Origin of the sequence: Methanococcoides sp. LMO-2, assembly GCF_038432375.1 — an archaeon.
Lineage (GTDB): Archaea > Halobacteriota > Methanosarcinia > Methanosarcinales > Methanosarcinaceae > Methanococcoides > Methanococcoides cohabitans.
The window spans coordinates 199,530-224,339 of the sequence record NZ_JBCAUS010000006.1 but is presented as its reverse complement, the minus strand read 5'-3'; the positions used below and the strand labels follow the sequence as shown (position 1 = coordinate 224,339).

At 46.2% G+C, this 24,810-nt stretch carries 26 protein-coding genes; 11 read left to right on the top strand and 15 right to left on the bottom strand.

Features of this window, described 5'->3' with window-relative positions:
- Positions 1-4: 4 nt before the first annotated feature.
- Together nudC and WOA13_RS08730 are read right to left on the bottom strand one after the other, a co-directional pair.
- Positions 5-853, bottom strand: a complete 849-nt coding sequence (gene nudC / locus WOA13_RS08735; RefSeq protein WP_342127518.1) for an NAD(+) diphosphatase — start codon at positions 851-853, stop codon at positions 5-7.
- A gap of 69 nt (positions 854-922) precedes the next feature.
- Positions 923-2,215, bottom strand: coding sequence for an MgtC/SapB family protein (locus WOA13_RS08730; RefSeq protein WP_342127517.1), 1,293 nt, complete (start codon positions 2,213-2,215; stop codon positions 923-925).
- 172 nt (positions 2,216-2,387) lie between these two features.
- Between WOA13_RS08730 and WOA13_RS08725 the strand changes: the two genes are divergently transcribed.
- On the top strand, positions 2,388-3,815 hold the full coding sequence (locus WOA13_RS08725) for an MBL fold metallo-hydrolase (RefSeq protein ID WP_342127516.1): 1,428 nt from the start codon (positions 2,388-2,390) through the stop codon (positions 3,813-3,815).
- 18 nt (positions 3,816-3,833) lie between these two features.
- Here the strand turns inward: WOA13_RS08725 and WOA13_RS08720 are convergent, their stop codons facing one another.
- The 11 genes from WOA13_RS08720 to pylS form a co-directional block, all read right to left on the bottom strand.
- A complete protein-coding gene (locus tag WOA13_RS08720; protein WP_342127515.1) occupies positions 3,834-4,214 on the bottom strand; it encodes a NifB/NifX family molybdenum-iron cluster-binding protein in 381 nt (126 codons plus the stop codon).
- Positions 4,215-4,361: 147 nt separating this feature from the next.
- Positions 4,362-5,018: an MBL fold metallo-hydrolase gene (locus tag WOA13_RS08715; protein ID WP_342127514.1), complete on the bottom strand. Its 657-nt coding sequence runs from the start codon at positions 5,016-5,018 to the stop codon at positions 4,362-4,364.
- Positions 5,018-5,590 (bottom strand): DUF1847 domain-containing protein, encoded by a 573-nt coding sequence (locus tag WOA13_RS08710; protein ID WP_342127513.1) that lies wholly within the window; start codon positions 5,588-5,590, stop codon positions 5,018-5,020. Before WOA13_RS08710 ends, WOA13_RS08715 begins: the two co-directional genes overlap by 1 nt.
- Positions 5,591-5,630: 40 nt before the next feature.
- Positions 5,631-6,500, bottom strand: coding sequence for a nucleotide-binding protein (locus WOA13_RS08705; protein ID WP_342127512.1), 870 nt, complete (start codon positions 6,498-6,500; stop codon positions 5,631-5,633).
- A complete protein-coding gene (locus WOA13_RS08700) occupies positions 6,497-7,354 on the bottom strand; it encodes an ATP-binding protein (protein ID WP_342127511.1) in 858 nt (285 codons plus the stop codon). The genes WOA13_RS08705 and WOA13_RS08700 overlap by 4 nt, the downstream gene beginning before the upstream one ends.
- A gap of 8 nt (positions 7,355-7,362) precedes the next feature.
- Positions 7,363-7,740: a NifB/NifX family molybdenum-iron cluster-binding protein gene (locus WOA13_RS08695; RefSeq protein WP_342127510.1), complete on the bottom strand. Its 378-nt coding sequence runs from the start codon at positions 7,738-7,740 to the stop codon at positions 7,363-7,365.
- Between the two features lie 322 nt (positions 7,741-8,062).
- Complete coding sequence (mtbA, locus tag WOA13_RS08690) at positions 8,063-9,094, bottom strand: methylcobamide:CoM methyltransferase MtbA (RefSeq protein WP_342127509.1); 1,032 nt, start codon at positions 9,092-9,094, stop codon at positions 8,063-8,065.
- A gap of 206 nt (positions 9,095-9,300) precedes the next feature.
- Positions 9,301-10,080 (bottom strand): 3-methylornithyl-N6-L-lysine dehydrogenase PylD, encoded by a 780-nt coding sequence (gene pylD / locus WOA13_RS08685; RefSeq protein ID WP_342127508.1) that lies wholly within the window; start codon positions 10,078-10,080, stop codon positions 9,301-9,303.
- 12 nt (positions 10,081-10,092) lie between these two features.
- Positions 10,093-11,175: a 3-methylornithine--L-lysine ligase PylC gene (pylC, locus tag WOA13_RS08680; protein ID WP_342127507.1), complete on the bottom strand. Its 1,083-nt coding sequence runs from the start codon at positions 11,173-11,175 to the stop codon at positions 10,093-10,095.
- Position 11,176: 1 nt separating this feature from the next.
- A complete protein-coding gene (pylB, locus tag WOA13_RS08675; protein ID WP_342127506.1) occupies positions 11,177-12,217 on the bottom strand; it encodes a methylornithine synthase PylB in 1,041 nt (346 codons plus the stop codon).
- Positions 12,218-12,239: 22 nt separating this feature from the next.
- The gene (pylS, locus tag WOA13_RS08670; protein ID WP_342127505.1) at positions 12,240-13,475 is read right to left on the bottom strand and encodes a pyrrolysine--tRNA(Pyl) ligase; all 1,236 of its coding nucleotides are present in this window, start codon (positions 13,473-13,475) and stop codon (positions 12,240-12,242) included.
- 509 nt (positions 13,476-13,984) lie between these two features.
- Here pylS and cobD (WOA13_RS08665) point away from each other — a divergent pair.
- The 9 genes from cobD (WOA13_RS08665) to WOA13_RS08625 all read left to right on the top strand — a co-directional run bounded on the left by cobD (WOA13_RS08665) (position 13,985) and on the right by WOA13_RS08625 (position 22,151).
- Positions 13,985-15,484 (top strand): threonine-phosphate decarboxylase CobD, encoded by a 1,500-nt coding sequence (gene cobD / locus WOA13_RS08665; RefSeq protein WP_342127747.1) that lies wholly within the window; start codon positions 13,985-13,987, stop codon positions 15,482-15,484.
- 62 nt (positions 15,485-15,546) lie between these two features.
- Positions 15,547-16,152: an NTP transferase domain-containing protein gene (locus tag WOA13_RS08660; protein WP_342127504.1), complete on the top strand. Its 606-nt coding sequence runs from the start codon at positions 15,547-15,549 to the stop codon at positions 16,150-16,152.
- 175 nt (positions 16,153-16,327) lie between these two features.
- Positions 16,328-17,824 (top strand): threonine-phosphate decarboxylase CobD, encoded by a 1,497-nt coding sequence (gene cobD / locus WOA13_RS08655; RefSeq protein WP_342127503.1) that lies wholly within the window; start codon positions 16,328-16,330, stop codon positions 17,822-17,824.
- The gene (locus tag WOA13_RS08650) at positions 17,821-18,816 is read left to right on the top strand and encodes a cobalamin biosynthesis protein (protein WP_342127502.1); all 996 of its coding nucleotides are present in this window, start codon (positions 17,821-17,823) and stop codon (positions 18,814-18,816) included. The genes cobD (WOA13_RS08655) and WOA13_RS08650 overlap by 4 nt, the downstream gene beginning before the upstream one ends.
- Positions 18,817-18,838: 22 nt before the next feature.
- Positions 18,839-19,423, top strand: a complete 585-nt coding sequence (gene cobZ, locus WOA13_RS08645) for an alpha-ribazole phosphatase CobZ (RefSeq protein ID WP_342127501.1) — start codon at positions 18,839-18,841, stop codon at positions 19,421-19,423.
- Entirely contained in the window at positions 19,420-20,235 is an 816-nt protein-coding gene (cobS, locus tag WOA13_RS08640; protein ID WP_342127500.1) for an adenosylcobinamide-GDP ribazoletransferase, read from the top strand. Before cobZ ends, cobS begins: the two co-directional genes overlap by 4 nt.
- A complete protein-coding gene (locus tag WOA13_RS08635; protein WP_342127499.1) occupies positions 20,220-20,828 on the top strand; it encodes an NTP transferase domain-containing protein in 609 nt (202 codons plus the stop codon). The genes cobS and WOA13_RS08635 overlap by 16 nt, the downstream gene beginning before the upstream one ends.
- A 29-nt stretch (positions 20,829-20,857) precedes the next feature.
- Positions 20,858-21,226: a hypothetical protein gene (locus WOA13_RS08630; protein WP_342127498.1), complete on the top strand. Its 369-nt coding sequence runs from the start codon at positions 20,858-20,860 to the stop codon at positions 21,224-21,226.
- Between the two features lie 193 nt (positions 21,227-21,419).
- The gene (locus WOA13_RS08625) at positions 21,420-22,151 is read left to right on the top strand and encodes an RAD55 family ATPase (protein ID WP_342127497.1); all 732 of its coding nucleotides are present in this window, start codon (positions 21,420-21,422) and stop codon (positions 22,149-22,151) included.
- Between the two features lie 123 nt (positions 22,152-22,274).
- Here WOA13_RS08625 and WOA13_RS08620 read toward each other — a convergent pair whose 3' ends face one another.
- The gene (locus WOA13_RS08620) at positions 22,275-22,958 is read right to left on the bottom strand and encodes a DUF5591 domain-containing protein (RefSeq protein WP_342127496.1); all 684 of its coding nucleotides are present in this window, start codon (positions 22,956-22,958) and stop codon (positions 22,275-22,277) included.
- A gap of 113 nt (positions 22,959-23,071) precedes the next feature.
- Here WOA13_RS08620 and WOA13_RS08615 point away from each other — a divergent pair, with 113 nt between their 5' ends.
- Complete coding sequence (locus WOA13_RS08615) at positions 23,072-23,446, top strand: helix-turn-helix domain-containing protein (protein ID WP_342127495.1); 375 nt, start codon at positions 23,072-23,074, stop codon at positions 23,444-23,446.
- A gap of 166 nt (positions 23,447-23,612) precedes the next feature.
- Here the strand turns inward: WOA13_RS08615 and WOA13_RS08610 are convergent, their stop codons facing one another.
- Positions 23,613-24,788, bottom strand: coding sequence for an aminotransferase class I/II-fold pyridoxal phosphate-dependent enzyme (locus WOA13_RS08610; RefSeq protein ID WP_342127494.1), 1,176 nt, complete (start codon positions 24,786-24,788; stop codon positions 23,613-23,615).
- Positions 24,789-24,810 lie beyond the last annotated feature (22 nt).

The window sequence follows — 24,810 nt, the reverse complement described above, 5'->3', positions numbered from 1 at the left end:
TCTTTTATTCCCCTTTTGCATGCTTTTCCAGAAAATGATCGATGAGAGCTCGCGAGATACTCTTCTTTTGCGGGAGCTTTGGGATATCGTTCACGTGGAACCAGGCTGCATCTTCGATCTCTTCCGGATCGATGTCTATTTCACCTTCCGCAAAGTTCGCTGTAAATCCTATCATAAGCGATGAGGGAAATGGCCAGGGCTGGCTTGCGAAATAGGTGAGGTCCTTTACGGAAACGCCCACCTCTTCCCTGATCTCCCTGTGGGCAGCGTGCTCAATGGTCTCCCCGGCTTCCACAAAGCCGGCCACAAGTCCGTAAAGTCCTTCCGGGAAGTTCCTGGACCTTGCCATAAGAAGGTGTTCGTCCCTTTCTATAAGCACAATAACAGCAGGGCTGATGCGGGGATAGGCTATATGGTCACAATCGTGGCATTGCATTCCGGTCTCTTTCGGGATATATTCTGTAGTTCCACCGCAGATCCCGCAGTATTGGTGAGTGCGGTAAAAATCAGCCATCTGGACCGCCCTTGAGGCAATTCCAAGCATCTCCTCATCGATCACACCATACAGGTCATGAAGGTCGAAGTACTGCATATCCTCTTCACATAACTCTTCTTCCATCTCAAAGCAGTAACATGGTTTGCTATTGATAGTTCCGATATAGATGACCTCAGTTCCATTAATGACCTTCTCTCCAGGACTGTATTCAAAGTACTCTTCCGGCCGACTTGCAGCATCGATCAGGATCTTTCTCCGGTGAACGGGAAAATAGAGTGCTTTTCCTTCCGGGTTGTTCTCATTTCCGTGGAACTCCAGCTCCTCGGTGGCAAAAGAAGGTCTGTACTGAGTGTTCATAACATCACTTCTTTGAGGTATCGTCCTTAAAGGAGTTAACGCCTGACATGTACATTACACAGACAAAAATTAAAATACGGTAGAGCCTGCGTAAAGGGTCCACAGGTAAAGGGCTGCAATTCCTGTGGCAGCTATCAGTATGAGTGTGTTCCTCGAGCGGCAATATAGCTCCTTTGATCCGGATATCCTTATGAGTACCAGCTTGTTAAGCGTACTGATGATACCTGCGGCCACTGCTGTCTGTGCAGCTACCGTATATGACACGTTCCCTGAGAATGCCAGGGCTGCCACCGAGGCAGTGACTGCTGAACTGCTTACCAGTCCTCCAAGGGCGGATGCGTAGACACCGGCATCGCCGAGGAATTCGCTTGAAATGCTTGTGATCACAAGCAGGATAGTAAAGATCGCACCGAACCTGAAAGCAGGCTTTAGTGCAAAAGGTGAACCGATCTCAAGTGGTTCGGTCATTATATCGTTCTTTTTCCTTCGAATGATCACTATTCCGATCGTAATCATGAGCATTGCTAACTGTGGTGGTAGCATCATCAGCATGGTGGATGCAGTGGGGTCCACTATCAGTGCGATCAGGGTGTTGCTTATTATCATGGAGATATTTGACATCAACACTCCGATGTACAATGCATCCATCAGGCTGGTCCTGTTCTTTGCCATTGTCGCAAGTGCAGCCGTGGTTGCCTCACTGCTTATGAACCCTCCGAAAAGTCCTGAATATGTAATTCCACCATCTGTCCCGAACCTTTTGAGGGAGATGTAGCTGATAAAACCTATGAACATGACCAGTACCACAATGAGTATGGCCGATTTCAGGTTCAGGACACCCAATACAGGTTCGTCCGGCATTAGCGGATAAAGGATAAAGGCGACAACAAGGAACTGTACAGCATTGAGTATTTCCTCGTCTGAGAGGTGTTGTGCGAAGGTGTGAAGTGGCTTTTTCTCGATCAAAAGGAGTGTTATGAGCACAGCTATTATTATGGCAAAGAGGAATCGACCGCTAGTGACCAGTACTCCAAGCAGGTAGGTCGAGAACAGGGCAATGGAACTGGTCATTCCAAGCTTGCCGCTGGTTGTGTAGATCCTGTATACCAGTACAAAACAGGAGGCTGCAACAAGTGCTGTTGTGATCTGCAGTATGGCGCTGTTTATAACCTCTGCAACATAGGCTGCAAGCATTCCGCTAAGACAGACTATTGCAAAAGTGCGTACACCAGCAAAGACTTCCTGATCCTTACGGCGATGTTCCCTTTCTATGCCTATCAGTATTCCTATTAACAGGGACAGTATAGCTTTTGTAAGGAAATCATATAGTACAGGGTCCAGCCCGATGTCAAATGTCAGCACAATGCACCCCTCGGAGTAGTAAAGGAATTCAGTGTTCGATCACTTTATATTAATAATATATATCTCATGAACCCTTATAGTATTTTTGAAGTCTTTATGATGTTGCCATCATCATAGTATCGGCATAAATATTCTCTATGTTATGGCTCAAAAAGGGTGGGAGGTCCTATATTTGATCATCAGGCAGATATTTACAGACGGAATAGCACATAGCTCATACCTTTTTGGCGGGAACACTACGTGTGCAGTGGTTGATCCGGATCGTGACATCGATGTCTACATGGATGTTGCATCTGAGATGGGCTGGGAGATCACCCATGTCCTGGAAACCCATCTCCATGCGGATTTCATCTCCGGCCACATAGAACTCCGGGAAAGGACCGGTGCTACGATAGTGGCCCCGGCCTCTGCGAATTGCAGTTTTGATTCCATGGAGGTATCCGAAGGAGATTCATTTGAGATAGAGGACATGGTCATAGAGGTTCTGGAAACCCCGGGACACACACCGGAGCATGTATCCTATGTTGTCACGGACAGGTCACGTGGTGAGGTTCCGGTATGTGTCTTCTGTGGTGACACCCTTTTTGTAGGCGATGTTGGAAGGCCTGACCTGTTCCCGGGAAGAGCAGAAGAGCTGGCCTCGAAACTCTATGAAAGCCTGCACGAAAAACTGCTGAAACTGCCTGATCATTGTGAGGTATATCCTGCACACGGTGCAGGTTCCCTGTGTGGAAGGTCCATGGCTGCAAAACGCAGTACCACTATCGGTTATGAGCGTCTTTATAATTATGCCCTGAACATCAGTGATCGGGAAGATCTCATTCACTCACTTACTGAGAACATGCCTAATGCTCCCGATCATTTCAGCCGTTGCAGTGAGGTCAACGGAAGGGGGCCTGAACTGCTTGTTGTTCTTCCTCCTCTGAAAGCTATCCCTCCTGCAGATTTCAGCAAACTGGTCGAAGATCCCGGCACCATTGTCCTTGATATCCGCTGCTATGAGGCATTCGGTGGACGCCATATCCCGGGTGCATACAGCATCGACCTGAAGAGCAACTTTGCCACATTTTCAGGCTGGCTTCTTCCTCCGGATAAGAACATCCTGCTGGTTTCCGACTCTCCTGATCATGCATCCGAAGCAGCAGTATGGCTGCACAGGGTAGATCTTGACAGGGTCATCGGATTCCTTGAAGGGGGCATGCATGCATGGGCCATGGCAGGTCTTCCCACAGAACATCTATGTCAGGTATCAAGCCCTGAGCTCGATAACATGGTCAGGGACGACGAAGAGTTTATTCTTGTGGACGTCAGGGCACCTTCAGAGTTCGATTCCGGGCATATCGACAAGGCAATTAACATCCCTGTGGAAGAGGTAAGGTATTCCTACAAGGGGCTTGATCCCGAGGCAAAGACCCTGGTGATCTGCGGAAGCGGACATCGTTCCAGTATGGCTGCAAGTATCCTGCAACAGAACAACTTCAGTGATGTGCACAATGTTTCCGGCGGGATGACCGGTTATAATGCTGCGGGATTCGGTCCTGATTGTCCTTTGTGTGCTCTTCCCTGGATATCTTCCGGGAAAGGGAAGATGGACGAATAAAAAAAAGTTATAGGGCCATCAAAGGCTATGCTGTGTCAAACCTAGCCCCTGGTCTTTGTCCACGTTTATGCTCTTAGGCCTGTATAACTTCCCTGCTTTCCAGGAATCGATGGCTTCCTGTACCGTGCCATCGGCACCTATGAATATGTCAATATCATTCTTGTTCAGAAGGTCCACGATCTTCTGGCCGACCCCGGAACACAGGACAACGTCCACTCCGGCCTTTACCAGCAGTTCGTGGGGTAATCCTTTTCCACCCACATGGACACTTGTGTTCTCCATGACCTCAACTTCTTCTGTTTCGCTGTCATAGATCGTGTAGGTAGCAGCCTTTCCAAAATGAAGTTCGACATCATCTTCCAATCCGCCTTTTTCCGTGGAGGGTATAGCAATTCTCATATTCTCACCTTTTCCGGCGAAGAATATGTTCTCATTATTTGATATACTTCTGCATGGAAAGCAGTTCAAAATATACTGTGAACCTGTAGTGTTTTGAAGGTATGGAATTGGTACAACTGAAGATCTGGCAAGATATTTCAGTTCTATTCAGATCTCAAAGCTGTACCCTGCCTCAATAGGTACAAAAGTATCCGGAAACATGCTTTTGATGGTCTCAATGTTCGATGTACAGTGTCCGACACCTATGAACTCCAGTCCTTCAAGGAGTTCATACTCCCTGCTATCATGCAGGCCCCCAATGATGCCGCAGACCTCTCCTTCTGAAGCTGCTGCTCCGATTATGGCTTCCAGTCCCGGGTGTGCACATCCTGTGATCACGAAAATACCGTTTGCTGTTTCCAGCATCAGCGACTGCTCTTTAGGATTGTTCCCTAGTTCACCTGTAGAAAAGACGTTGTTGCATATTCTGCATTTGTCGGTGACCTCATGCAAAGTAGAATGGACCGACATCTCATTTTTAAGTTTCTCTGAAAAGGATGCTGGAACGAAGACCTCAAGGCTCTTGCTGCTGTTCAATATCACCGGCAGGCCACCTATATGGTCCCAGTGCTGGTGGGAAAGCACGAGAATATCGATATCCTCGACAGGTATGTTCAGCTTCGATAGATTGTGCCTTAAAGCACAGCCATCCCACCCCGTGTCAAAAAGTATCTTCCTGTTCCCGGTGTCAATATAACAGGAAAATCCCCACCCTTTCCTGAAAGGTGGTTTTGCTTCATTATCATAGACGATGGTGACCTTCATCACTTGTTCCCCATTCCGAAACGGTTCCTCTGGTAATATCCGGAATAAAGTGCTCCTGCAGGATTGTGTGCAAGGACCCTGTCCTTTACAATGAACGTTGTAACAGGTGCTTCGGAATATTTGTTGAACATTATGTCATGACCCATGCATAGTCCCACTATGATGTTAAGATCTGTTCCCGCCCGGTTGAGCATTGTTGCCTGAGCAATGGGGTTGCAGGTTGTTTCTCTTCCCTCCCTGATCTTGTCCAGTCCGTATTCCTCCTTGTCCACGCCACAGATCTTGCAGCATACAGACTCTACCATGAAGTCTTTCTCAAGTATATGGCAGAGGGTCCTGGCCTCATCTCCCAGACCCAGGCAGAAAGCGACGCCTAGTTTGCGGTATCCCATTTCCTTTGCAAAAAGGATGAGCTCTTCAAGCCTTGTTCTCTGCATGTAGAAATTAGCCTCTATCTTTGAGGCCGCCTTCATCATATCCAGGTCTTCTGCAACATATTCAGGCTGCACTTCCCTTGGAGTACAATCCTTTCCCTCCCTGCACCTTCTTGTTTTGCAGGATGCACATTTCATTGTCTGATCACCTTTTATACTACCAAATATCCCATTTTCATCATGAGGTTGCATCGAGTTCTGCTTTCACAGTTCTCCAGATGCTTTTCAGGTTATCTGAGAACTCATTGTCCGCATATTCAATGACGGTCTTTTTCCCTATCATCGCCCTGTTAGGTATTGTGTCATACGGAAGCTTTCCTGCAACCATAATGCCATTTTCCTCGCATGATATCTCGATCTGCTTTGTGTTCTCTTCATTTATGTTATATTTATTGATGCAGACGATGGCAGGAATTCCGAAATGGTCAGTGACCTTTATTATTCTTTCCAGGTCGTGTATGCCTGATACACTTGGTTCAGTGACAATAAGTGCAAGGTCAGCACCGGTAATGGTGGCTATAACAGGACAGCCGGTTCCCGGAGGGCCGTCGTAGATGACAAGGTCGGAGTCATTTTCCCTTGCGAGTGATAGGGCATGTTCTTTTACTGAAGTAACAAGTTTACCGCTTGCTTCTTCTCCGATAAACAGTTCTGCATGCACCATCGGGCCATACCTTGTAGTTGAACTGAATACAGTTCCTGAGGGGTTGTCTATCATTGTAATAGCATTCTCAGGGCATACGTATTCGCAGACCCCGCAACCTTCGCATTTGCAGCTGTTTATGGAATGGTCCGTGAATATCGCATTAAAATTGCAATTCTCGATACACAGGTTGCAGCCGGAACATTTCTCATCATCTATATTTGCGATGTCCATTCCGTGGAAATCGAAGGTTTCGATGACCTCTGGTTCAAGGAGAAGATGCAGGTTAGGTGCATCCACATCACAGTCTGCGATAATACTGTTCTCTGCAAGTGATGAAATACCTGCAGTGATGGTTGTCTTGCCGGTCCCGCCTTTACCGCTGATTATGACAAGCTGCTTCATGCTTTTTCACTCCTGCCGTATCTGTCTTTTATAGAAATGTAGAGCTGCATGAACTTCTCTTTCCACTCTTCCATCTCCTCCACGAATGGAATTCCCTCCGAGTAAAGCCGTGCGATCCTTGTGTCCTGGGGTATTTTCATAAGGACTTCGATACCCTCGTCTGCACAGTATTTTTCCACACTGTCATCGCCACTTCCACTTCGGTTGATAAGTATTCCGTGTGGTATATTGAGTACTCTGGCAACCTCGACCGCCAGTTTCAGGTCATGTAATCCAAAGGGAGTAGGCTCAGTAACAAGGATACAGTAGTCGACATCTTCAAGGGTGGTCAGTACCGGGCACGCGGTTCCGGGCGGTGCATCAATGATAGCTGTCCTGGTTGGATCGATGTATTTTTTCACCTTCCCGATCACAGGTGATGCCATGGTCTGGCCGATATCCAGCAGTCCTTCGTATAGTTCCGGACCGGTCTGGTCTTTGGTTGTTGATTTCCTTATTATGCCTGTAACGATCTCGCATTCCTGAATTGCCCCTTCGGGGCATACCATCATGCATCCGCCACAACTGTGGCATAGTGCAGGAAATGTCATGATCTTGTTCGGAAGAGTTGCAATTGCATTGAAACGGCAGAAGTCAGAACATTTTTTACAATATGTGCAGTTCTCTTCCAGGATCTCAGGGATGACGGTTGTTACCTCTGTGATCGGCTCCATTTCCCTTTTGAGAAAGAGGTTGCAGTTAGGTTCTTCAACATCACAGTCCAGGAGTTGTGCATCCTGAAGTGAAAGGGAAAGGTTCACCGCTACGGTGGTCTTGCCTGTTCCTCCTTTTCCGCTTGCTATTGCGATCTTCATGATATCATTCAGTTCTGGTGATCATGGTCGTGGTCATGTCCCTGGCAGACATTCTCACTGTTCGGACTTGCAAGGTTTCCTTCTTTCCATTCTGAAATAGCAGTTTCTACTGTTCCCTGAGCTCCAACGAAAACCTCTATCCCGAATTCTGAGAACATGTTGACAGCTTTTGTTCCAAGTCCTCCGCAAAGCATTATGTCGACGCCTGCATTTGATAATAGTTCAGGTGGCAAACCAACGCCGCCGTTGTGCTGGCTTGTATTTTCTACTACCATTACCTCATTTGTCTCTGTATCCAGTACGGTATAGTTTGGAACCATTCCAAAGTGCTGTCCGACATTATCTTCCAATCCACCATTTTTTGCAGAAGGTACGCATACTTTCATCTTTTTAACCTCTTGTAATTTTTAAATTTGATTTATTATGCTCATATACGAGGAAGTATTTAAAGATAATGGAGAACCTTGATATATTTAATCTCTTTTGTGCATTTTAATCTTCAAATATCTAAACCTTTGGTTAAGCCCCTGTGGGTTGTTCAATACTCAGAATAAGTTGTTCTGGAATGCGATGAAAGGTAGCAGGTTAAAATTAATGCAAATAGTGCATGTGCCCGGAGAAAAGGGGTTTAAGGGCAGAACAGAGTTTAAAAATGAATTTAATTTGAATTTCAAGTAATTAAAAAAAGAAAGGAAAAAAGAATTGGACTTAGTAAGTCCAGTTCTTTGCAGCTTCGATCATTGCCTGGAGGTTCTCGGTTGGGGTCTGGCTTACGATACCACAGCCAGGTGCGAGAAGTCCCTTGTTGTCGAGCTCTTTGAGTACTCTTGCGGATTCTTCCTTGACGAAATCTACGCTCTGGTTCCAGAGGCAGTTGACTGGGTCGAGGTTACCGACGATGAGTGCTTTCTCTACCTTGGTGATTGCTGTTGCTGCGTTAACGTTCTGGTCAACACTGATTGCGTCTACACCACAGGTCTCCATGAGTGCAAGACCTTCTGTTGTGTCACCACAGATGTGGAGTACAGCTGGTACGCCCTTCTCGTGGAGTGCGTCAATGAGCTTCTGGTGGAATGGTACTACGAACTTTGCGTAGAAGTCTGCACCAATAAGTGAGTAGCTTGCGGTTGGGTCAATGATTGAGAATACGCTTGCTCCAGCTTCTACCTGTGCGAGTGCGTACTTGATGGAGAAGTCTGTTGCGAATTCCATGATCTCAAGACCGTACTCTTCCTTTGTCATGATGTCCATGAACCAGGAGTCACCGGTGATGTGCTGTGCGAGTGAGAAAGGACCGATCATACTTCCGATGATTGGGACTTCTTCTCCGTACTTCTCTTTGAGGATCTTGATTGCTTCGAGGACGATGGAGGTTCTCTTGCTTGTGTCTTTGACATCGTATCCTTCAAATGGCTTGAGGTCGTCAAGGCTGTTTACAACGTGGCTGATGACGGATGGCTGCTGTACCTTTGTACCGTCCTTGATGCCACAGCCGAAGAACTCTGCTTCTGCGGTGATGTCGAATGGGACACGGATTGCTTCGAAACCGATAACTGTGTGACCTGCTTCTGAGAGTGCAGCAAGCTGTGCAGCATCGTAGTTTGCTTCTGGCCAGAAAACATCGATTGCTTCCATCTGGTCTACTGTACCGGTCTGTGTGACACAGATAGCTGGCATCCTGTCAACTTTCTCTCCCTGTAATACGCGGACTAATCTTTCCTTCTGTGTGTATTCGGACATTTACATTCTCCTTTATACTAAATCCTTTATAATCACTAAAAAGGTAGTTACGCTATGTATTTGCTATATATATACCTTTTTGTTTGAAAAAAATCAACTGCAATAGTCGCATTAGTCAAGTATTTTGGATTTATTTTAGTACTTTATGATATGTTTTGACAGGCATTTCTTCCTGCCAAAACATAATGCTTATTTTAACATACAATTTAAAAAATTGAATAGAGCATTGCTGCAACACCAATTACCAGTGGTTCCATGACGAGGTCGATATCGTACTTCTCGTCAAGGTCATCCGGCAGGGCGCACGGGATGCCCGGAGTTGATACCAGACATCTTTCTGCGATCATTCCTTCTGATATCGTATTTGCATTTGGGGTTGCCTCAAATACCATGGAGAACTTCCTTGGCTTTTCAATGTCAAAGGCGTTGACACCAAGCTCTTCGATAGCCCTGTTCATGAACTCTGTGTTCGGGTCGCATGCATACACATTAAATCCCTTTTTCACAAGGTGTGATGCGCCTGCATATCCCACACGTCCAAGACCGATGACCAGAACGTCCTTTGAATCAGCGTGCTTGTACCTTGAAGCTATCTCGGAGTAGATCACGCCGGTGCATATATGGTTGGTTGCTATCTTACCATTGCTTAAGTTGTGTGCAATGAATATATGGTCGTCTGCCATCAGTATGATGTCTGCACCACCTGCAACTGCCTCATAATATCCGGTCATGTCCGGATGTTCGGTGATAAAACCTTCAAGTCCGAAATATTCGGTTATTGCAAGCAGGGATGCTGAGAAGTTACCAATGATGCCGTTGCCGGCAGTGATGGGAACAATTCCCACTTTCTGGTTTCCGGGTTTTGTGCTATAGACTTCTTCACATATCTGTGAGATGTCCTTTCCGGTTGCTCCTTTTATAATATCATTGTTCGCGTTAAGCTTGTTCAGCAGGTCTTCCAGGTCTTCAGGTGTCAATAATGCCATAGTAATCACTTCTTATAATCCGTAATGTGTTCCGATATGTGCAATTCCTCTGTTGCGTGCCATTTGTGTTGCATCTTCATCGATGCCCTTTGAGATGAGGGTGAATACAGTGTCCTTACCTTCACTCCTGAAGATCTCCAGTCCATCCTCTTCATGATATATGTCATATGAGTCTCCCATTGACAGTACATGTTCCCCAACGGAAACAAGTTCTCCATCCTTCAGTAATAGGTGCTCAAAGATACAGTATCCTTTTTCAGGTGCCCTCTCTATCTCATCAATGCCTTCGTTGAATGCCTTCATAAGCATTTCAACAAGGTTGATGCCGCTTGAATGGTATACGGCGGTCGGTGTCTGGCTGGGGAACCTGGCATCTATCTCCAGGACCTTAAGTCCCCTTTCGGAGGCAATTGCCTCTACATCCATGATGCCTTTCAGGTTGAGATTCGCAGCCAATGCGTATGATATGTTCCTGAATTCAGGGTCGTGGTCTACAGGTGTTATCATGTGACAATCATAGGTGTCATCGATGTGCACCTTCGTTTCCTTCACCACTGCAAAATGCTCTCCGTCCCCGATTATCTCCAGTGATACAACATCACCTTCAAGATACTCCTCGATCATCATGGAAGGGTCAAGCCCTTCGAGCTCACTGTCATCGTAGATTATCTTTGTCCCGATGCTGCTGCTCTCGCATGGAGGCTTGATAAAATAAGGCGGTTGTGATGGTTTATCGTCCGGGGTCGGTACTCCGATGGAAACAAAGTATTCCTTGGACCTTTTCTTGTCCATGCTGATGTGGTATGCATCAAAATCAAAAAGAACGGGGCATTCCAGCTTAGTGCTGATGTCCCGAATAAAATCAAGGGTCCCAATGTTCTCATTGACCGGAATTATGGCATCTACATCCTTTGAGATGTCGATGAAACGGTCAGGGTCCTGAGTTATGTCAAAACAGTGGAACTCGTCAACAACATTGCGTATAAGTGGCTTCCTGTTCCTGTCTATCAGGACAACATCCATCCCCGCTTTCCTGGCAAGATAGCTCACTTCGAAGCCCTGAAGCTTCCCTCCTATCAAACATATCGTCGTCATCCTATCGCCCCAACAACTTCTCGAACTCGCTTTGTTCTGCAGGCTCCATACCCATTGTTTTCAGTCTGGCGACGACGCTCTTTACATCCCTGTCCCTTTCAGCGTGTTCCCTGTCATAGTTGACAACACCCTCAAGGGATGAATTGGAAGATATGATCGATGTGACTACGTTTGCTCCGGCGTTAAGCCTGTGGACCATCCCATCGATCCCTTCAAGGTCGAGTGATGCCGGAATAAGCTTCTCCGGATATAGAAGACGAAGTATCGAGATGATCTTCAGTTCAGAGGCACAATCTCTTATTTCCTTTCCTTCCAGTGGCGTTCCCTGCTGTGGCAGGAATGTCATCACACGCACCATGTCCGGATTAGAGGTTGCCAGTCCTCTCAGTGATATTATGGTGGACTCCATATCAGGTTCCACTTCTGTGAGCATACCGTCCTCGACACAGTATCCCAGCTTCTTTGCATGGTTCCTTGAATTGATCCTGCCTTCGAATGACTGGTCGACCCTCAACTGTTTGTAGAGTTCCATGTCATAGGTTTCCTGATACAGCGCAAGGAAGTTGGCCCCGTTGTTCTTTAAAAGTTCGAGAGTATCGTCATCAACAACTCCCGGGGATACCATGATCGGCTTTCCGACCTCTTCCTTTACAAGCCTCACGATCTCAGCAAGTCTCTCCGGCTTGTTGTGGAAGTACGGGTCTTCGCCCATTGTCAGGTCCACCATATGTACGTCTTCGGTCTTTATGACCTGGCAGATCTGCCTGATATCCTCATTGCTGAGGCGGTATCTTTCAATGTCATTGGAGTTCCTGTAGTAACAGAAAGCACATTTGTTCTTGCAGTGTGTGGAGAAGTACACAAAGCTGTACATGAACACCTTGTTTCCGAAGAAATGGTCCCTTATACGGCGTGCCACATAATGCAGTTTATCAATTATCTCAGGACTTTCTGTTTCAAGAAGGCTCCTGATATCATCATCGGACAACTGTGACCCGGCTATGATCTGGTCTGCATAGCTATCCAGGTCCTTATTATCCATGTTCTCAAACAAGATATTCACCTCATAAGTTGGTAATGATTCCGTTGTAGTACAGTTCGGACCTGCTTGCACGGCGTATGTTGGAATAGTCGTGCTTTACCTTGAGCAGTCTTTCCAGTCCGAAACCTGCACCTATCCATGGTTTGTTGACTCCCCATTCCCTGTCAAGGGGGATAGGTCCGACAACTGCTGAGGAAAGTTCCAGGTCACCATGCATTACATCGATTGTGTCTCCGTAGACCATGCAATCATCCGCTTCGATCTGGTATTCTATGCCAAGGTACTCAAGTAACTCATGTATGATGCCTTCAAGCTCTTCCCTTGTGCAGTTGGATCCCATCTGGCAGAAGTTCAGCATCGTGAACTCTTGAAGGTGGCTGCTTCCGTCGGACTCTTTGCGGTAACATGGTCCGATCTCGAATATCCTTATGGGGTCGGGGAGCACTTTGTCCAGCTTGCGCAGGTAGTTGTACAGTCCTGGTGCCAGCATCGGCCTCAGGCACATGTTTTCTCCCACACGGAATAGCTTGTAGTTTTCGTCATCCTTGTCGATACCCATTCTTTCGACATATTCGAATGGTATCATTATCGGGGACTTTATCTCAAGGAATCCTCTTTCAACAAAGAACTCGGTGATTGTCCTTTCAAGTTTGCCAAGGCGGTCTTCCCTGTCCTCTTCATACATCTTCCTGAGGTCTTTGCGCCGCCTTTCGAGTAGTTCTTTCTCAAGGTCCTTGAATTCGGGCAGATCTCCCTGCACCGGTATCCTGTCCTCAGGCGCCATCAATGTCTTAAGCCTCTCGATCTGGGAAGGTGAATATTTCACTTCCGGTTTTTTGTCCTTTTCAACTTTTGGCTCAGTGGCGGCAGGCTTTGCCTCACTTACTGGCGGTGGAGTTGGTGTGGACACTGAAACGGATTTAACAACAGCTTGTTTTGGCTTCCTGGGAGCAGGCTTCTTTGAGGAGAATACACTAACGGCTTGTCCTTTCTCCTTGAAGGTCTTCTTAACAAAACGATTGATCTGCTCGTCACTTGGACGACAGCGTTTGCAAGGCTTACGGTACTTATTGTTCCTGAGTGATCTTGCAGAACGGCTTGATCTGGAATTCCTTACTGTGAACCGGGCCCCACACTCGGTCTCAATATGAAGGTGATTCCTTGTGACCTCAAAGTCTTTGATCCCATGAAGTAATCCGCTTCGCGACAGCCAGACTCCGTTGAGTCCGACCAGAATATCCAGTAATTGCTTTTCCATAGGTCTAAGCTCCTATCGCGAAACACTTCATATTATCATCATCCTTTACTTGCACCCGATGTATCGTACATCAGGTTGTCATATGTTTTGATGGAAAGCCATGTCCATCTGGCGGAAACTCCGGGAATCTAACCCGGCTGAACGGATTTAGAGTCCGTTCGATCTACATGATCAAGTCTCCATGTTGTTGGGGTGTGTATATTCACCTGTTATGGATACTCTGGCTTTCCTGACATATTTGTGGCAGACATCCGGAAGATATGTCCTCCTGTGTCACCACGACACCTTCAAATTGCCGGGTTCCATATTTAAGAATTTCGGATTGGTTTTTTTCTGCGACTTTGGTTTGCAGATATTTACCGTTGGTTCCTTTAAGGACATTGGTAATGATGGGTGCCGATTTTTCCGGATGCTTTTTTAGTTTCATATGTGAGTATTGGAGTTTCTAAAGATAAATTTACATAAATTAATATAGCTTTTGTTCCTATCATAGGACGATTAATGTGACGATGAATCTGGAAGCTGAAGGTAATTTACCTCTCAAAAAACATATCATAGGTCTTGTGCCCGCATCGCATGGCGGTCTTGTACGCCAGGCATCACAGGAATACGGGATAGAAGAGTCCGATATCATAGACATGAGCGCAAGCCTGAATCCTTATGGCAGCCCGTTCGATCATCCTGAATATGGTCTTGACCTTTCTTCTTTATTTGAGGCTTCAAAGCCTGGAATGTATCACTATCCTGACAATCGCTACTTACTGTATAAGGAGGCTGCAGCAAAATTCCTTGGTGATGGGTTGAGTGCAGAGAACATCATTCCTGGGAATGGTTCATGTGAGACCATCCGACTTGTTGCAGAATGCATCCTGAGTAAAGGTGACATTGTGGGAATTCCACAGCCCACTTTTGATGAGTATGAGCAGCAGTGCAGGATCATGGGTGCGAACATCCGTTACTTCGAACACGAGGGCCTGATGGGGATCTCTGATGAGGCATTGCAGGATATAAAGATCCTATTCGTCTGTAATCCTAATAACCCAACGGGGAAACTGCTACCCAGGGATGATATACTTGCTCTTGCAGATCGCTGTGAGGCAAATGGAACTCTCCTGTTCGTTGATGAGGCGTTCATGGAGCTTGCCGACGATCCTTCGCAGAGCGTGGCCGATGTGGCAGCAACCAATGATCACGTTTTTGTACTTCGTTCACTAACCAAGAATTTCGCGATCCCTGGCATACGTCTGGGATTTGGTGTGGCATCTGAAAGAATGGCGGCTGCATTGAACACCGCAAGATTGTCCTGGAACCTTGGCTCGACCCCTGATGTTGTGGGGACGGCCCTTCTGGAGATGGAAGGCGGTTGTTACAGCAAGTATCTTGAAGAATCCCGTAGATCCATTGAAAAGGAAAGGAATTTCCTTGTGAAACGCCTGTCGGATATCTATGGCTTCAAACCTCTTCCAAGTGCCGTTAATTACGTCCTTGTTGATATCAGTCAACTTCTTATAGATTCGGTGGAGCTTACAGAAAGGCTTGCATCCCATGGCATCCTTGTAAGGGATTGCAGTTCATTTTACCTGCTTGGCAATGATTACGTCCGGATTGCAGTTCGCACCCGGGATGAGACCGATCGTTTGATCTATGCTATCGGAATGGTTCTGTCAGAGTCCGGAAAGGAATATGGTGAGGAAAAATTAAAGCATACTATCGAGTGTGCGGCATCCGGAGAACCCGCATCAAGAAATACCTGTGAATATTATCCCTGCCACTTCCAGAGGCAGGATTGCACCTTCTGTTTCTGCCCTTTCTATCCATGTGAGGAATCCCGCACAGGAGGTAAGTGGATAAATAGCACCACAGGAAGCAAGGTATGGAGTTGTGAAGAGTGTACTGTGATACACAAGAAAGATGTGGTACAGGATGTCCTGAAGATCCTGATGCGTGACAGTGAGGCAGATGATAACCTGAAGGTTGCTTGGGAAAAAGTAATTGTCCCGCGTCTTTGAAAATTTTCAGTTTTGTTTATCGGATGTATCTTTTATGATCGCTTTTAATGTGGATATCTAAAATGGATGCTATCGTAATGGCTGGTGGCCTGGCCCAGAGGTTAGGCATGGAAGAAAAAGCATGTGTTATGCTCATGGATAGGCCACTTATCAATTATCTCCTGGATTCTCTTCTTGGAGCAATTCATATCGATCGTGTGTTCGTGCAGGTTTCATCTTATTCTCCGGACACTGAAGGCTGTGTAAAGAAAAACTATCGTAACAGGGTATCTGTTCTCAGGACATCCGGGGATAATTATGTGGGCGATATGGTTGCAGCTGTCAGGGATTCCGGTAGTTCCGGTCCTGTAATGGTACTGATGCCTGATCTTCCACTGGTGACCTCTGAGCATATAGATATGATAGCCAGAGCCTATGGGGAATGTGGCTTCCCTGCTATGTCAGTGTATGTGCCTATCGGACTGTATCGCAAGCTCGGCTTGAGGCCGGGGACCGTGTTTAACAAAAAAGGTGTGATGCTCGTTCCTGTGGGTATCAATATCCTTGATTCACTGACAATAGATGAAGAGCAGGAAAATTATGATCATGTTGTTGAGATCCCCGGGGTTGCTATTAATGTCGATTCTGTGGAAAGTCTTCGCAAATGCCAGGACATGTTGTTAAAATGAGCATATTTTGATCCTGGAATCAAACCAAAGTGATTTACCATCTTCTTCTTATTTCGACTATAACTTTGAACATTGTTGGGCACAGTATCTGTTTTTATTCAACCTTATGTTCCCTTAAAGAAACCTAAATTGAATAACTTAATATATTTGCTGTTCTTTACATTATCCGATAAGCGTGTCGCACAAAAAACAAATACCTCTCAAAGATCATATTGCAGAACTTGCCTGCCCGGCTCACGGGGGCCTGATTCGTGAGATGGCCGGCCGGTATGGTATCCCGGAATCGGAAATGCTGGACCTGAGCGCCAGCCTCAATCCCCTGGGCAGCCCGTTCGAACATCCTTCCGGAGGCCTTGACCTTGATGCTATTATGGAAAAGGCGGCGAAGAGATTCGGCCAGTATCCGGACAACAGGTATCTGGAATACCGTTCTGCAGCTGTGAATTTCCTTGGTAACGGACTTTCTGTTGATAATATCGTTCCTGGCAATGGCTCCTGCGAGATCATAAGACTCGTGGCAGAAGCAGTACTGGATGAGGGGGATATCGTGCTCATTCCACACCCCACATTTGCTGAATATGAACAACAGTGCAAGGTTGCCGGAGCGGATGTACGCTACATCAGGCAGGAGGAGGTCATGGACCTTCCAGATGACGTACTTGAAAGTGCAAAGATCCTATTTGTCTGTAATCCGAATAATCCTTCGGGTAAACTGCGTTCCAGGGAGGACCTCCTGAAACTCGCGGAAAGGTGTGCATCAAAACATACACTTCTTTTCCTCGATGAAGCTTTCATTGAACTTGCTGACGATCCTTCCCAGAGCATTGCTGACGTTGTGGAGAGCAATGACCATCTTTTCATACTTCGTTCCCTGACCAAGGACTTTGCAATTCCAGGTATACGACTTGGTTTTGGCGTGGCTTCAAAGAGGCTGTCAGAAGCACTCAATACTGCAAGGCTTTCCTGGAACCTCGGATCGATCCCTGAGGAGATCGGGATTGCAGTAATGAACATGGAGGGCGGATGTGACAGCCCTTATCTTGTTCAGTCCCGTGAAGCCATTAAGAAGGACAGGGCATATCTCATAGAAAGAATTTCAAATATACGCAAGTTCATACCTATCGATACTGAAATTAACTACATTCTGGTGGACATCAGTGACTCTGCGTTTGATTCCACCGAACTGATGCAACGCCTTGCTTCCCATGGTGTGCTTATCCGGGACTGCAGTTCATTCCCGTTCATGGGCAAGGATTTCATAAGGATAGCTGTAAGGCCTAAGGAGGAAACAGACAGGCTATCCCGTGCAATAGGAAAGGTTGTTGTGGAAAAGGCAAGGGAGAATGCGAGATCGGACCTTGTCAACATGCTTGAAAGTGGTGATGTGAAGCCACAGGGTCCTAATACCGATTGTCCTTACTATCCATGTCACCATTTCCCCGGCCAGGACTGCACATTCTGCTTCTGCCCTTTTTACAAGTGTGAGGATGAGCGCACCGGTGGTAAATGGGTGGATCGCTCAAGTGGCGGAAAGGTCTGGAGTTGTGAGGACTGTGTCCTGGTACATCAGAAGGATGTTGTGGAAAAGATCCTTAATGAGCTCTCAGGCGAAGGTTCTATGGAAGATAAACTGAAAAGGTCCTGGGCTAAGGTTGTGGAGCCTCTTCTATGATCGAACTGTTTCTGGCAGACACCGATCACCTGATCTCTGTGCTTCTGCTTGCTACCGCATTTGACCTGTTGATAGGGGAACCGCCAACAGCTCTGCATCCGGTAGTTTGGATAGGCAATCTAATAGCTTTCTTCAAAAGATCAGCTCCGGCTACTCACAGGAAGCTCTACGGCGTGCTGTTCGCTCTTGTTGTGATCCTGTTCGCAGCGTCCATTGCCGGTGCTGTACTTTTCATAGCGAACCTGCCGTTCCTGCCGGGCTTTGTAGTACTTCTCATTGAAGCATATTTCCTCAAGTCCACATTTGCCATACGTCGCCTTATTGAGGCAGGTATGGAGGTCAATGCCGAGCTGGTAAAGGGCGACCTGCCTTCTGCACGTCAGAAGCTGTCCATGTACGTCAGCAGGGACACTTCACAGTTAAGCGAAGGCCAGGTGTCTTCATCCGTGATAGAGACCTGCTCGGAGAACTTCGTGGACGGCATTTTGAGCCCGCTGTTCTACTATGCGATCCTTGGACCATACGGTCTCATAGGTGCATACATCTTCAAGGCAGTAAGCACCCTTGATTCAATGGTTGGCTACATGGATGAGAAACACAGGGACCTTGGTTACTTCTCAGCAAAGACCGATGATGTGCTCAACTGGATACCTGCACGTATCTGTGTTGTTTATATTACCATTGGATCCGTGCTTGCGGGAATGATCTCAAAAGGAAAGAAACTCGACCACGGTGGTGCTATCAAATGTGCTACCAGTGACTGTCGTTCCTGTTCATCCCCGAATTCCGGCTACCCGATGGCTTCTGTGGCAGGTGTACTTGGGGTACGTCTGGAAAAACCGAACACCTATGTTATTGGCAAGGATTTTTCCCTCCCTGTGGCAGAGGACATAAAACAGGCATCTGTGGTAATTGCTGCAGCCTCTATGCTTGCGGTATTTTCGTTTGCAGTGTTAATCTATATAATATCAGCTATAATCAACTACATCTAATCATACCCAATAAGTGATCATTATGAAACTTTCAGATATAGACTCTCAGGACCTGAAGAAGGACCAGCCAAAAGAGCTGGAAGGTGAGATCACCTCCGATATCATCGATATACTGGAGGAGGAAGGTATAACCGTGGATATGCTTGTGGATACTGCTCTTGAGCTCTATGCTCCGCATCCCGGTCTGGAGACCAGGGAAATTGCAGAAGGGCGTTTCAGGAGGGAACTGGAAATAGCTGTATCTGATGCGAACCTGTGCCTTCTGATCTATTCCGGTATACTTCTGGAAAGGGAGGGTGAGAATGGCAAGCTTCCAAATATCAGCAGGAGCTCATACGAGAAAGACCTGACCTTCATAATCGCTGATGAGGTAATCGGAATGAGCATTGCCAAGTATATCAGTGGTGACAAGGGCATGTTCGAGTTTGTTCGTTTTGACAAACAGAAACCCGGTATTCTCTCAAAGCTAGGCCCGTTCATGGATGACATAATAGGTGGTCTTATCGGTGGTGTTTCAGCTAACATGTACACAAGGGGTATGGCAGATGCTGCTGAATCTGAGAAAAAACGTAAAGCTAAAGACGTAAGTGATGTGATAGCAGCATGAACAACTTTTTCCTTGCCCTTAAGACAAGTTTTGGCTTTCTTTCCACAATTCCTGTGGGAATCACCATGGAAGGCCTGGATGAGCTGGTAAAGCGTAGCTATCTGCAGACATTCGCAGGTGTGGTCCTCGGTCTTATGATCGGAGCCTTCGCATTTATCACTGAGACAGTGCTACCGGACCAGATCAGTGCGGTCCTTATCATGGCCTTCATTTACTACCTGACCGGTCTGAACCATCTTGACGGCCTGGCCGATTTCGGTGATGGTGCCACAGCACACGGTTCTCTGGAAAAGAAGATCAAAGCGCTTAAGGATGTGGCCCTTGGTATCGGTGGTGTGGGTTATGCAGTTCTTACACTGCTTGCACTCTATGCATCCATTTCTGCACTTCAGGCTGAAGCTATGTTCTTCTCCGACAATGCTGCTTTCATACTTGCAGTTTCACTGCTTGTAGCAGAGATCGGTGCCAAACAGGCAATGCTTACAATTGCTGCATTCGGTAAACCGATACATGAAGGACTTGGTTCCATGGTGATTAACAGCACTACCTTCCCAAGGTATGTGGTATCTTTCCTACTTGGTGCTGTAGCAAGTGTGCTGGCTTTCGGTTCTATCGGTGCTATCGGATACATAGCTTCTATTGTTACTGCATTTGTTATTCTGAATGTTTCAAATCGCCATTTCAAAGGTGTGAATGGGGATTGTGTTGGAACTTCCAATGAAATAGCACGTGTGATCGTGCTGATCGTAATTACTCTTGTGATAATCGCTTCCAATAACGGCTATGGAGGACTTGTTTGGACGCTGTTATAATGGCAGGTGGGCAGGGGCTTCGACTCGGCATGGGCGAGAAACCATGCGTCGAACTTCTTGGAAAGCCTCTCATAAGCTATGTGATCGATTCGCTGGAAAAAGCGTCTCATATTGATCGCATACTTGTAGCTGTATCTCCTTCAACACCTGATACTGAAGAGTTTGTAAATGAAGGGTATGGTGAGCATGTGCAGGTTGTCAATACTGCAGGTGACAACTATGTGGGAGACATGGTCTATGCGGTGGAGAGCTCCGGCATAGCTGAGCCTGTCATGATCATAATGTCTGATCTTCCTCTTGTGACACCGGAACTTCTTGATTCTATCATAGATGCATACGAGGTATGCGATAAGTCTTCCATGTCAGTGTTCATCCCTCTTTCTCTTTGCAGTGAGGTTGGTATCAGGCCGGATACGGTCTTCAACTGGAGTGGGCAGCTGATCGTTCCTGCGGGGATCAACATCCTTGATGGAAACTATATCAATGAAGAACAGGAATATCATAATTATCTGCTGGAAGATCCGGAGATCGCTCTGAACATAAATACTGCAGAGGATCTGAAGCGGTGTGAAAATATTCTTAAAAAAAGATGATTCCATTTTGACATTTGTGGGGATTAAATATGGTAGAATATGCAACTCTGGACGATAAGAAATATTCCATGCAAACGGTAAGGCTGGTAACCGGTGACCTGGCAATTGGTACTGATCTTCACAATATTCCGGAAGAACAACTCCTCCTCTGTGAGGCAATAGATGATCCGTATCTTCTCCCATTCCTGCTGGAAAGGTTCTATATGATGGAGATCAAGGATGCAGAGCAGTTCAGGTTATGTCTTATACGGGTACAGGTGGATTCGGATATGCGTCTTAATGAGGATATCCAGAAGCATCAGCACAGGGGTTATGTTGCCCGGACCATAGAGAAGCTGATGTTCCGTGACATTTTCCTCGAGATAATAAAGGAAGAAGAAATTGGAGTGGATGGTTGATCCATGGTGCAATTTATCAGTGGATAAATCATTTTTTATATCATAACAAGGCATAGAAGAATAGATAACGCAGATGTGTAATGGGCACTTGGCTATTTGAGTAGGGAGCAAATGTATCCATTATGTCTGCAAGGATCTCATGATTCTATTTTAAAAAAATCTACATGATCTAAGTATATTATCAGGTGTAAAGATGGCTGACGAAGTAGCTCAAGAAAGGGTTAGCACTGGAATTCGTGGATTGGATGAAATGTTACATGGTGGATTTTTCAAAGGGACTGCCAATGTGGTCTCTGGTAAATCCGGTACCGGTAAGACGATCTTCGGAACCCAGTTTCTGCTGGAAGGTATCAACAAAGGCGAGACCGTGATGTGTATCATCACATCCGAGGAATCCAAGTCAATTGTGCGTGAAATGCAATCTTCTTTCGGATGGGATCTCGATGCAATGGTCGCAGAAGGCAAGCTTGTGTTTGTAGACATCACAGACCCAAGCCTTCGTCTCCAGAAGAGTGTGGAGATAGCTCCAACAGAGCTTATCAAGAGCTTCAAGAAACTTGTAGAGAGCAAGATCGAGGAAGTCAAACCCGACCGTGTCTTCATTGATTCCATTGAAGCAATGTTCCTCGCAATTGAGTCCAGCTACAAGCTGCGTACCTTGATCGACGATATCTTCGGCATCTTCAGAAGGCGCAATGTCACAGCTCTTGTGACAGTGGGTGTTATGTTCGATCTGGATGAGATGGTAGAATATGGTGCGGATTCCGTGGTCAAACTGGGCCGCGAGATTATTGGAAGCAACCTGCAGCGTACTATCTATGTAATGAAGCTCAGAGGATCCAGCACAATCAACGAAGTAAGGGTGCTCAACATCTCTGACGCCGGTATGGCTGTACTTGCACAGTCCCCATATCTTGAGAAATAATCAATTTGACAGATGAAAAGGTACCTTCAGAGGTGCCTTGTTCCTTTTCTTCTTTTTTACTTCATTGACCCGACATTCAATGTTTAAGTTGCGCTTTAACTAAAAAATATCCACCTATATATTTTACAAAAGGTACCAGTCCATGTCATTGGTGGAGTGGTCTTCATGGACTCCCACTGTACGCTGCGGGACGTTAAGAATATTGGTTATGGCATCTGAAAAGTCCTGAAGGTACTGTCGCTGGCTGAGGCTTCCATATTTAAAGCGCTTGTTCGGGTTTGCGATCTCTTCCATTGTCTTCCTGTCGGGGACGATGGTAACATCGATGCCTGATATCTCAACTGCCTTTTCCATGGCTGTCCTGAAATCACCAATGCAATATGCGATGCGATGTTTGTAATTGTCGCGTGTTTTCTCAAGGTATTTAGCAAGCCTTTCGCTTTCCATCTTGATAAAATCGCGTTTTATCTTAGCTACATTGCATTTTCCCATCATGAACTTGTAGTCCGTGAACGGATACTCAGTATCTATTTCACGCGGCGTGATCCCGCAGGTACCAAATACCACTACGTGAGCGTCCTCCGGTTCAAGTATGCCGAAGATAATGCGGTCATACATCTTGTGTGAGGGGCTGGTATGATATGGTTTCCTCATGGCACAGGGCACAAAAATGCAAAAGTCATTTACAGGTGGTTGATACTCGGTCAGCACCCACTCATTGGCACGTTTCATATCGGGGTGGTATATCAGGCGTTCTGTGTCCAGCGGCTCATTTGAACGTTCATTTTCAGGAATTATTGTTGTCAAGGGTTGAGGGATTCTGACAAACTATATATATAATTAACGACGTGATGATTATGGTTTTGCATAAACTGTACAACAGTGATTCGGAAGTTTCATGAAATTACAAGTGGTGAATGATGACAGCGACAATCCGTGAAATGCTAAGGGCAAACTGTGAATGCGAAGATGTGGCAAAGTGTGTACTTGGCCTGAAGGCTCTGGATATGGATGCATACAAGTGCTTGCTTTCCAACGGGCCCATGACTGCCGAAAACCTCGGAGAGCATCTTAACAGGGAACGCAGTACTGCATACCGTTCATTACAGAACCTTATCTCATGCGGCCTCGTCTATCGTGAGACCAAGACCATCGATATTGGTGGATACTTCTATGAGTATGTTGCCATTGATCCTGTAAGGGTCAAGGAAATGCTTAAAAACAGCATAGAAGAGTGGTACACAAAGGTCACAGGTCTTGTTGAGAATATTGACAAAGAGCTCCTTGGTGAGTAACTTTCTCTTCTCAATGGTTATTTTATTTTAGAAAAGGTCCATTTCCGAAAAGTGGGTCCTTTATAGTTTAACTTTAAATTATAGTCCCTATCATGCTGTTATGTCGGATGATGGTTAAGCTGCTTTTTTGAAAATCAGTTGAATGAATAGATCATGAGATGTGATCTCATAATCCATCTACAAATGTACTGATCCTGTCAAGAGCTTCCTTGATGTCTTCCCTTGATGCTGCGTAAGCACAGCGGAGGTGTCCTGCTCCTGTATCGCCAAAGATATCTCCAGGAATGGTGACGACGTTCTGCTCGTGGAGCAACCTTTCTGCAAATTCGTCAGCTGTAAGTCCTGTGCTCTTGATGGATGGGAATGCATAGAATGCTCCTCTTGGGTTGAAGCAGTCCAGTCCCAGGTCGTTCAACCCGCCTACAATGAGCTTCCTGCGACGGTCGTATTCACGTACCATTTTCCCGACCTCTTCCTCACCGTTGCGAAGTGCTTCGATAGCACCAACCTGGGCGGTTATTGGAGCACAGAGCATTGAATACTGGTGGATCAGCATCATTGAATTGATTATCTCGGGTGCTGCCATTGCATATGCCATCCTGAATCCGGTCATTGAGTATGCCTTTGAGAATCCATTCAGCATAATGGTCCGGTCACGCATTCCTTCCAGGGCTGAAAAACATGTGTGTGTACCTTCATAGGTAAGCCTCTCATAGACATCGTCTGATATCATCATTATATCGTGTTCGACGATGACGTCTGCAATGGCTTCCAGCTCGTCCTTTCCTATTGTGGCACCGGTGGGATTATTTGGATAGTTTATGATCACTGCTTTTGTCTTGTCAGTAATGGCCGCTTCGATCTCTGCTGCTGTGATCTTGAAGTCATTCTCTCCTCTTGCACCGATAGTCACGGGAACTCCGCCTGCAAATATTACGGATGGTACATAGGCAACATATGATGGCTGGACCACGATGATCTCATCGCCGGGATTGGTGATGGCCCTTATTGCAAGGTCGAGTGCTTCACTAACTCCGGTTGTGACAAGGATCTCCTCTTCCGGGTTGTAATAAACTCCGTGTCTCTTCACATATGATCTTGAGATCTCTTCACGAAGTTCTATGAGCCCATAGTTGGATGTGTATGAGGTCTCTCCGTGTTCAATGGAATGTATGCACGCCTCACGGATATGCCATGGTGTAACATAATCAGGTTCTCCAACTCCAAGGGAGATGACATCCTCACTTCCTGACGCCATGTCAAAGAACTTTCGGATACCTGATGGCGGTACTTTTTGCATACTGTTCGATATAAACCGGGAGGGGTTGCATTGTGTTCTCAAGATATATGCCTCCTTTAATAAT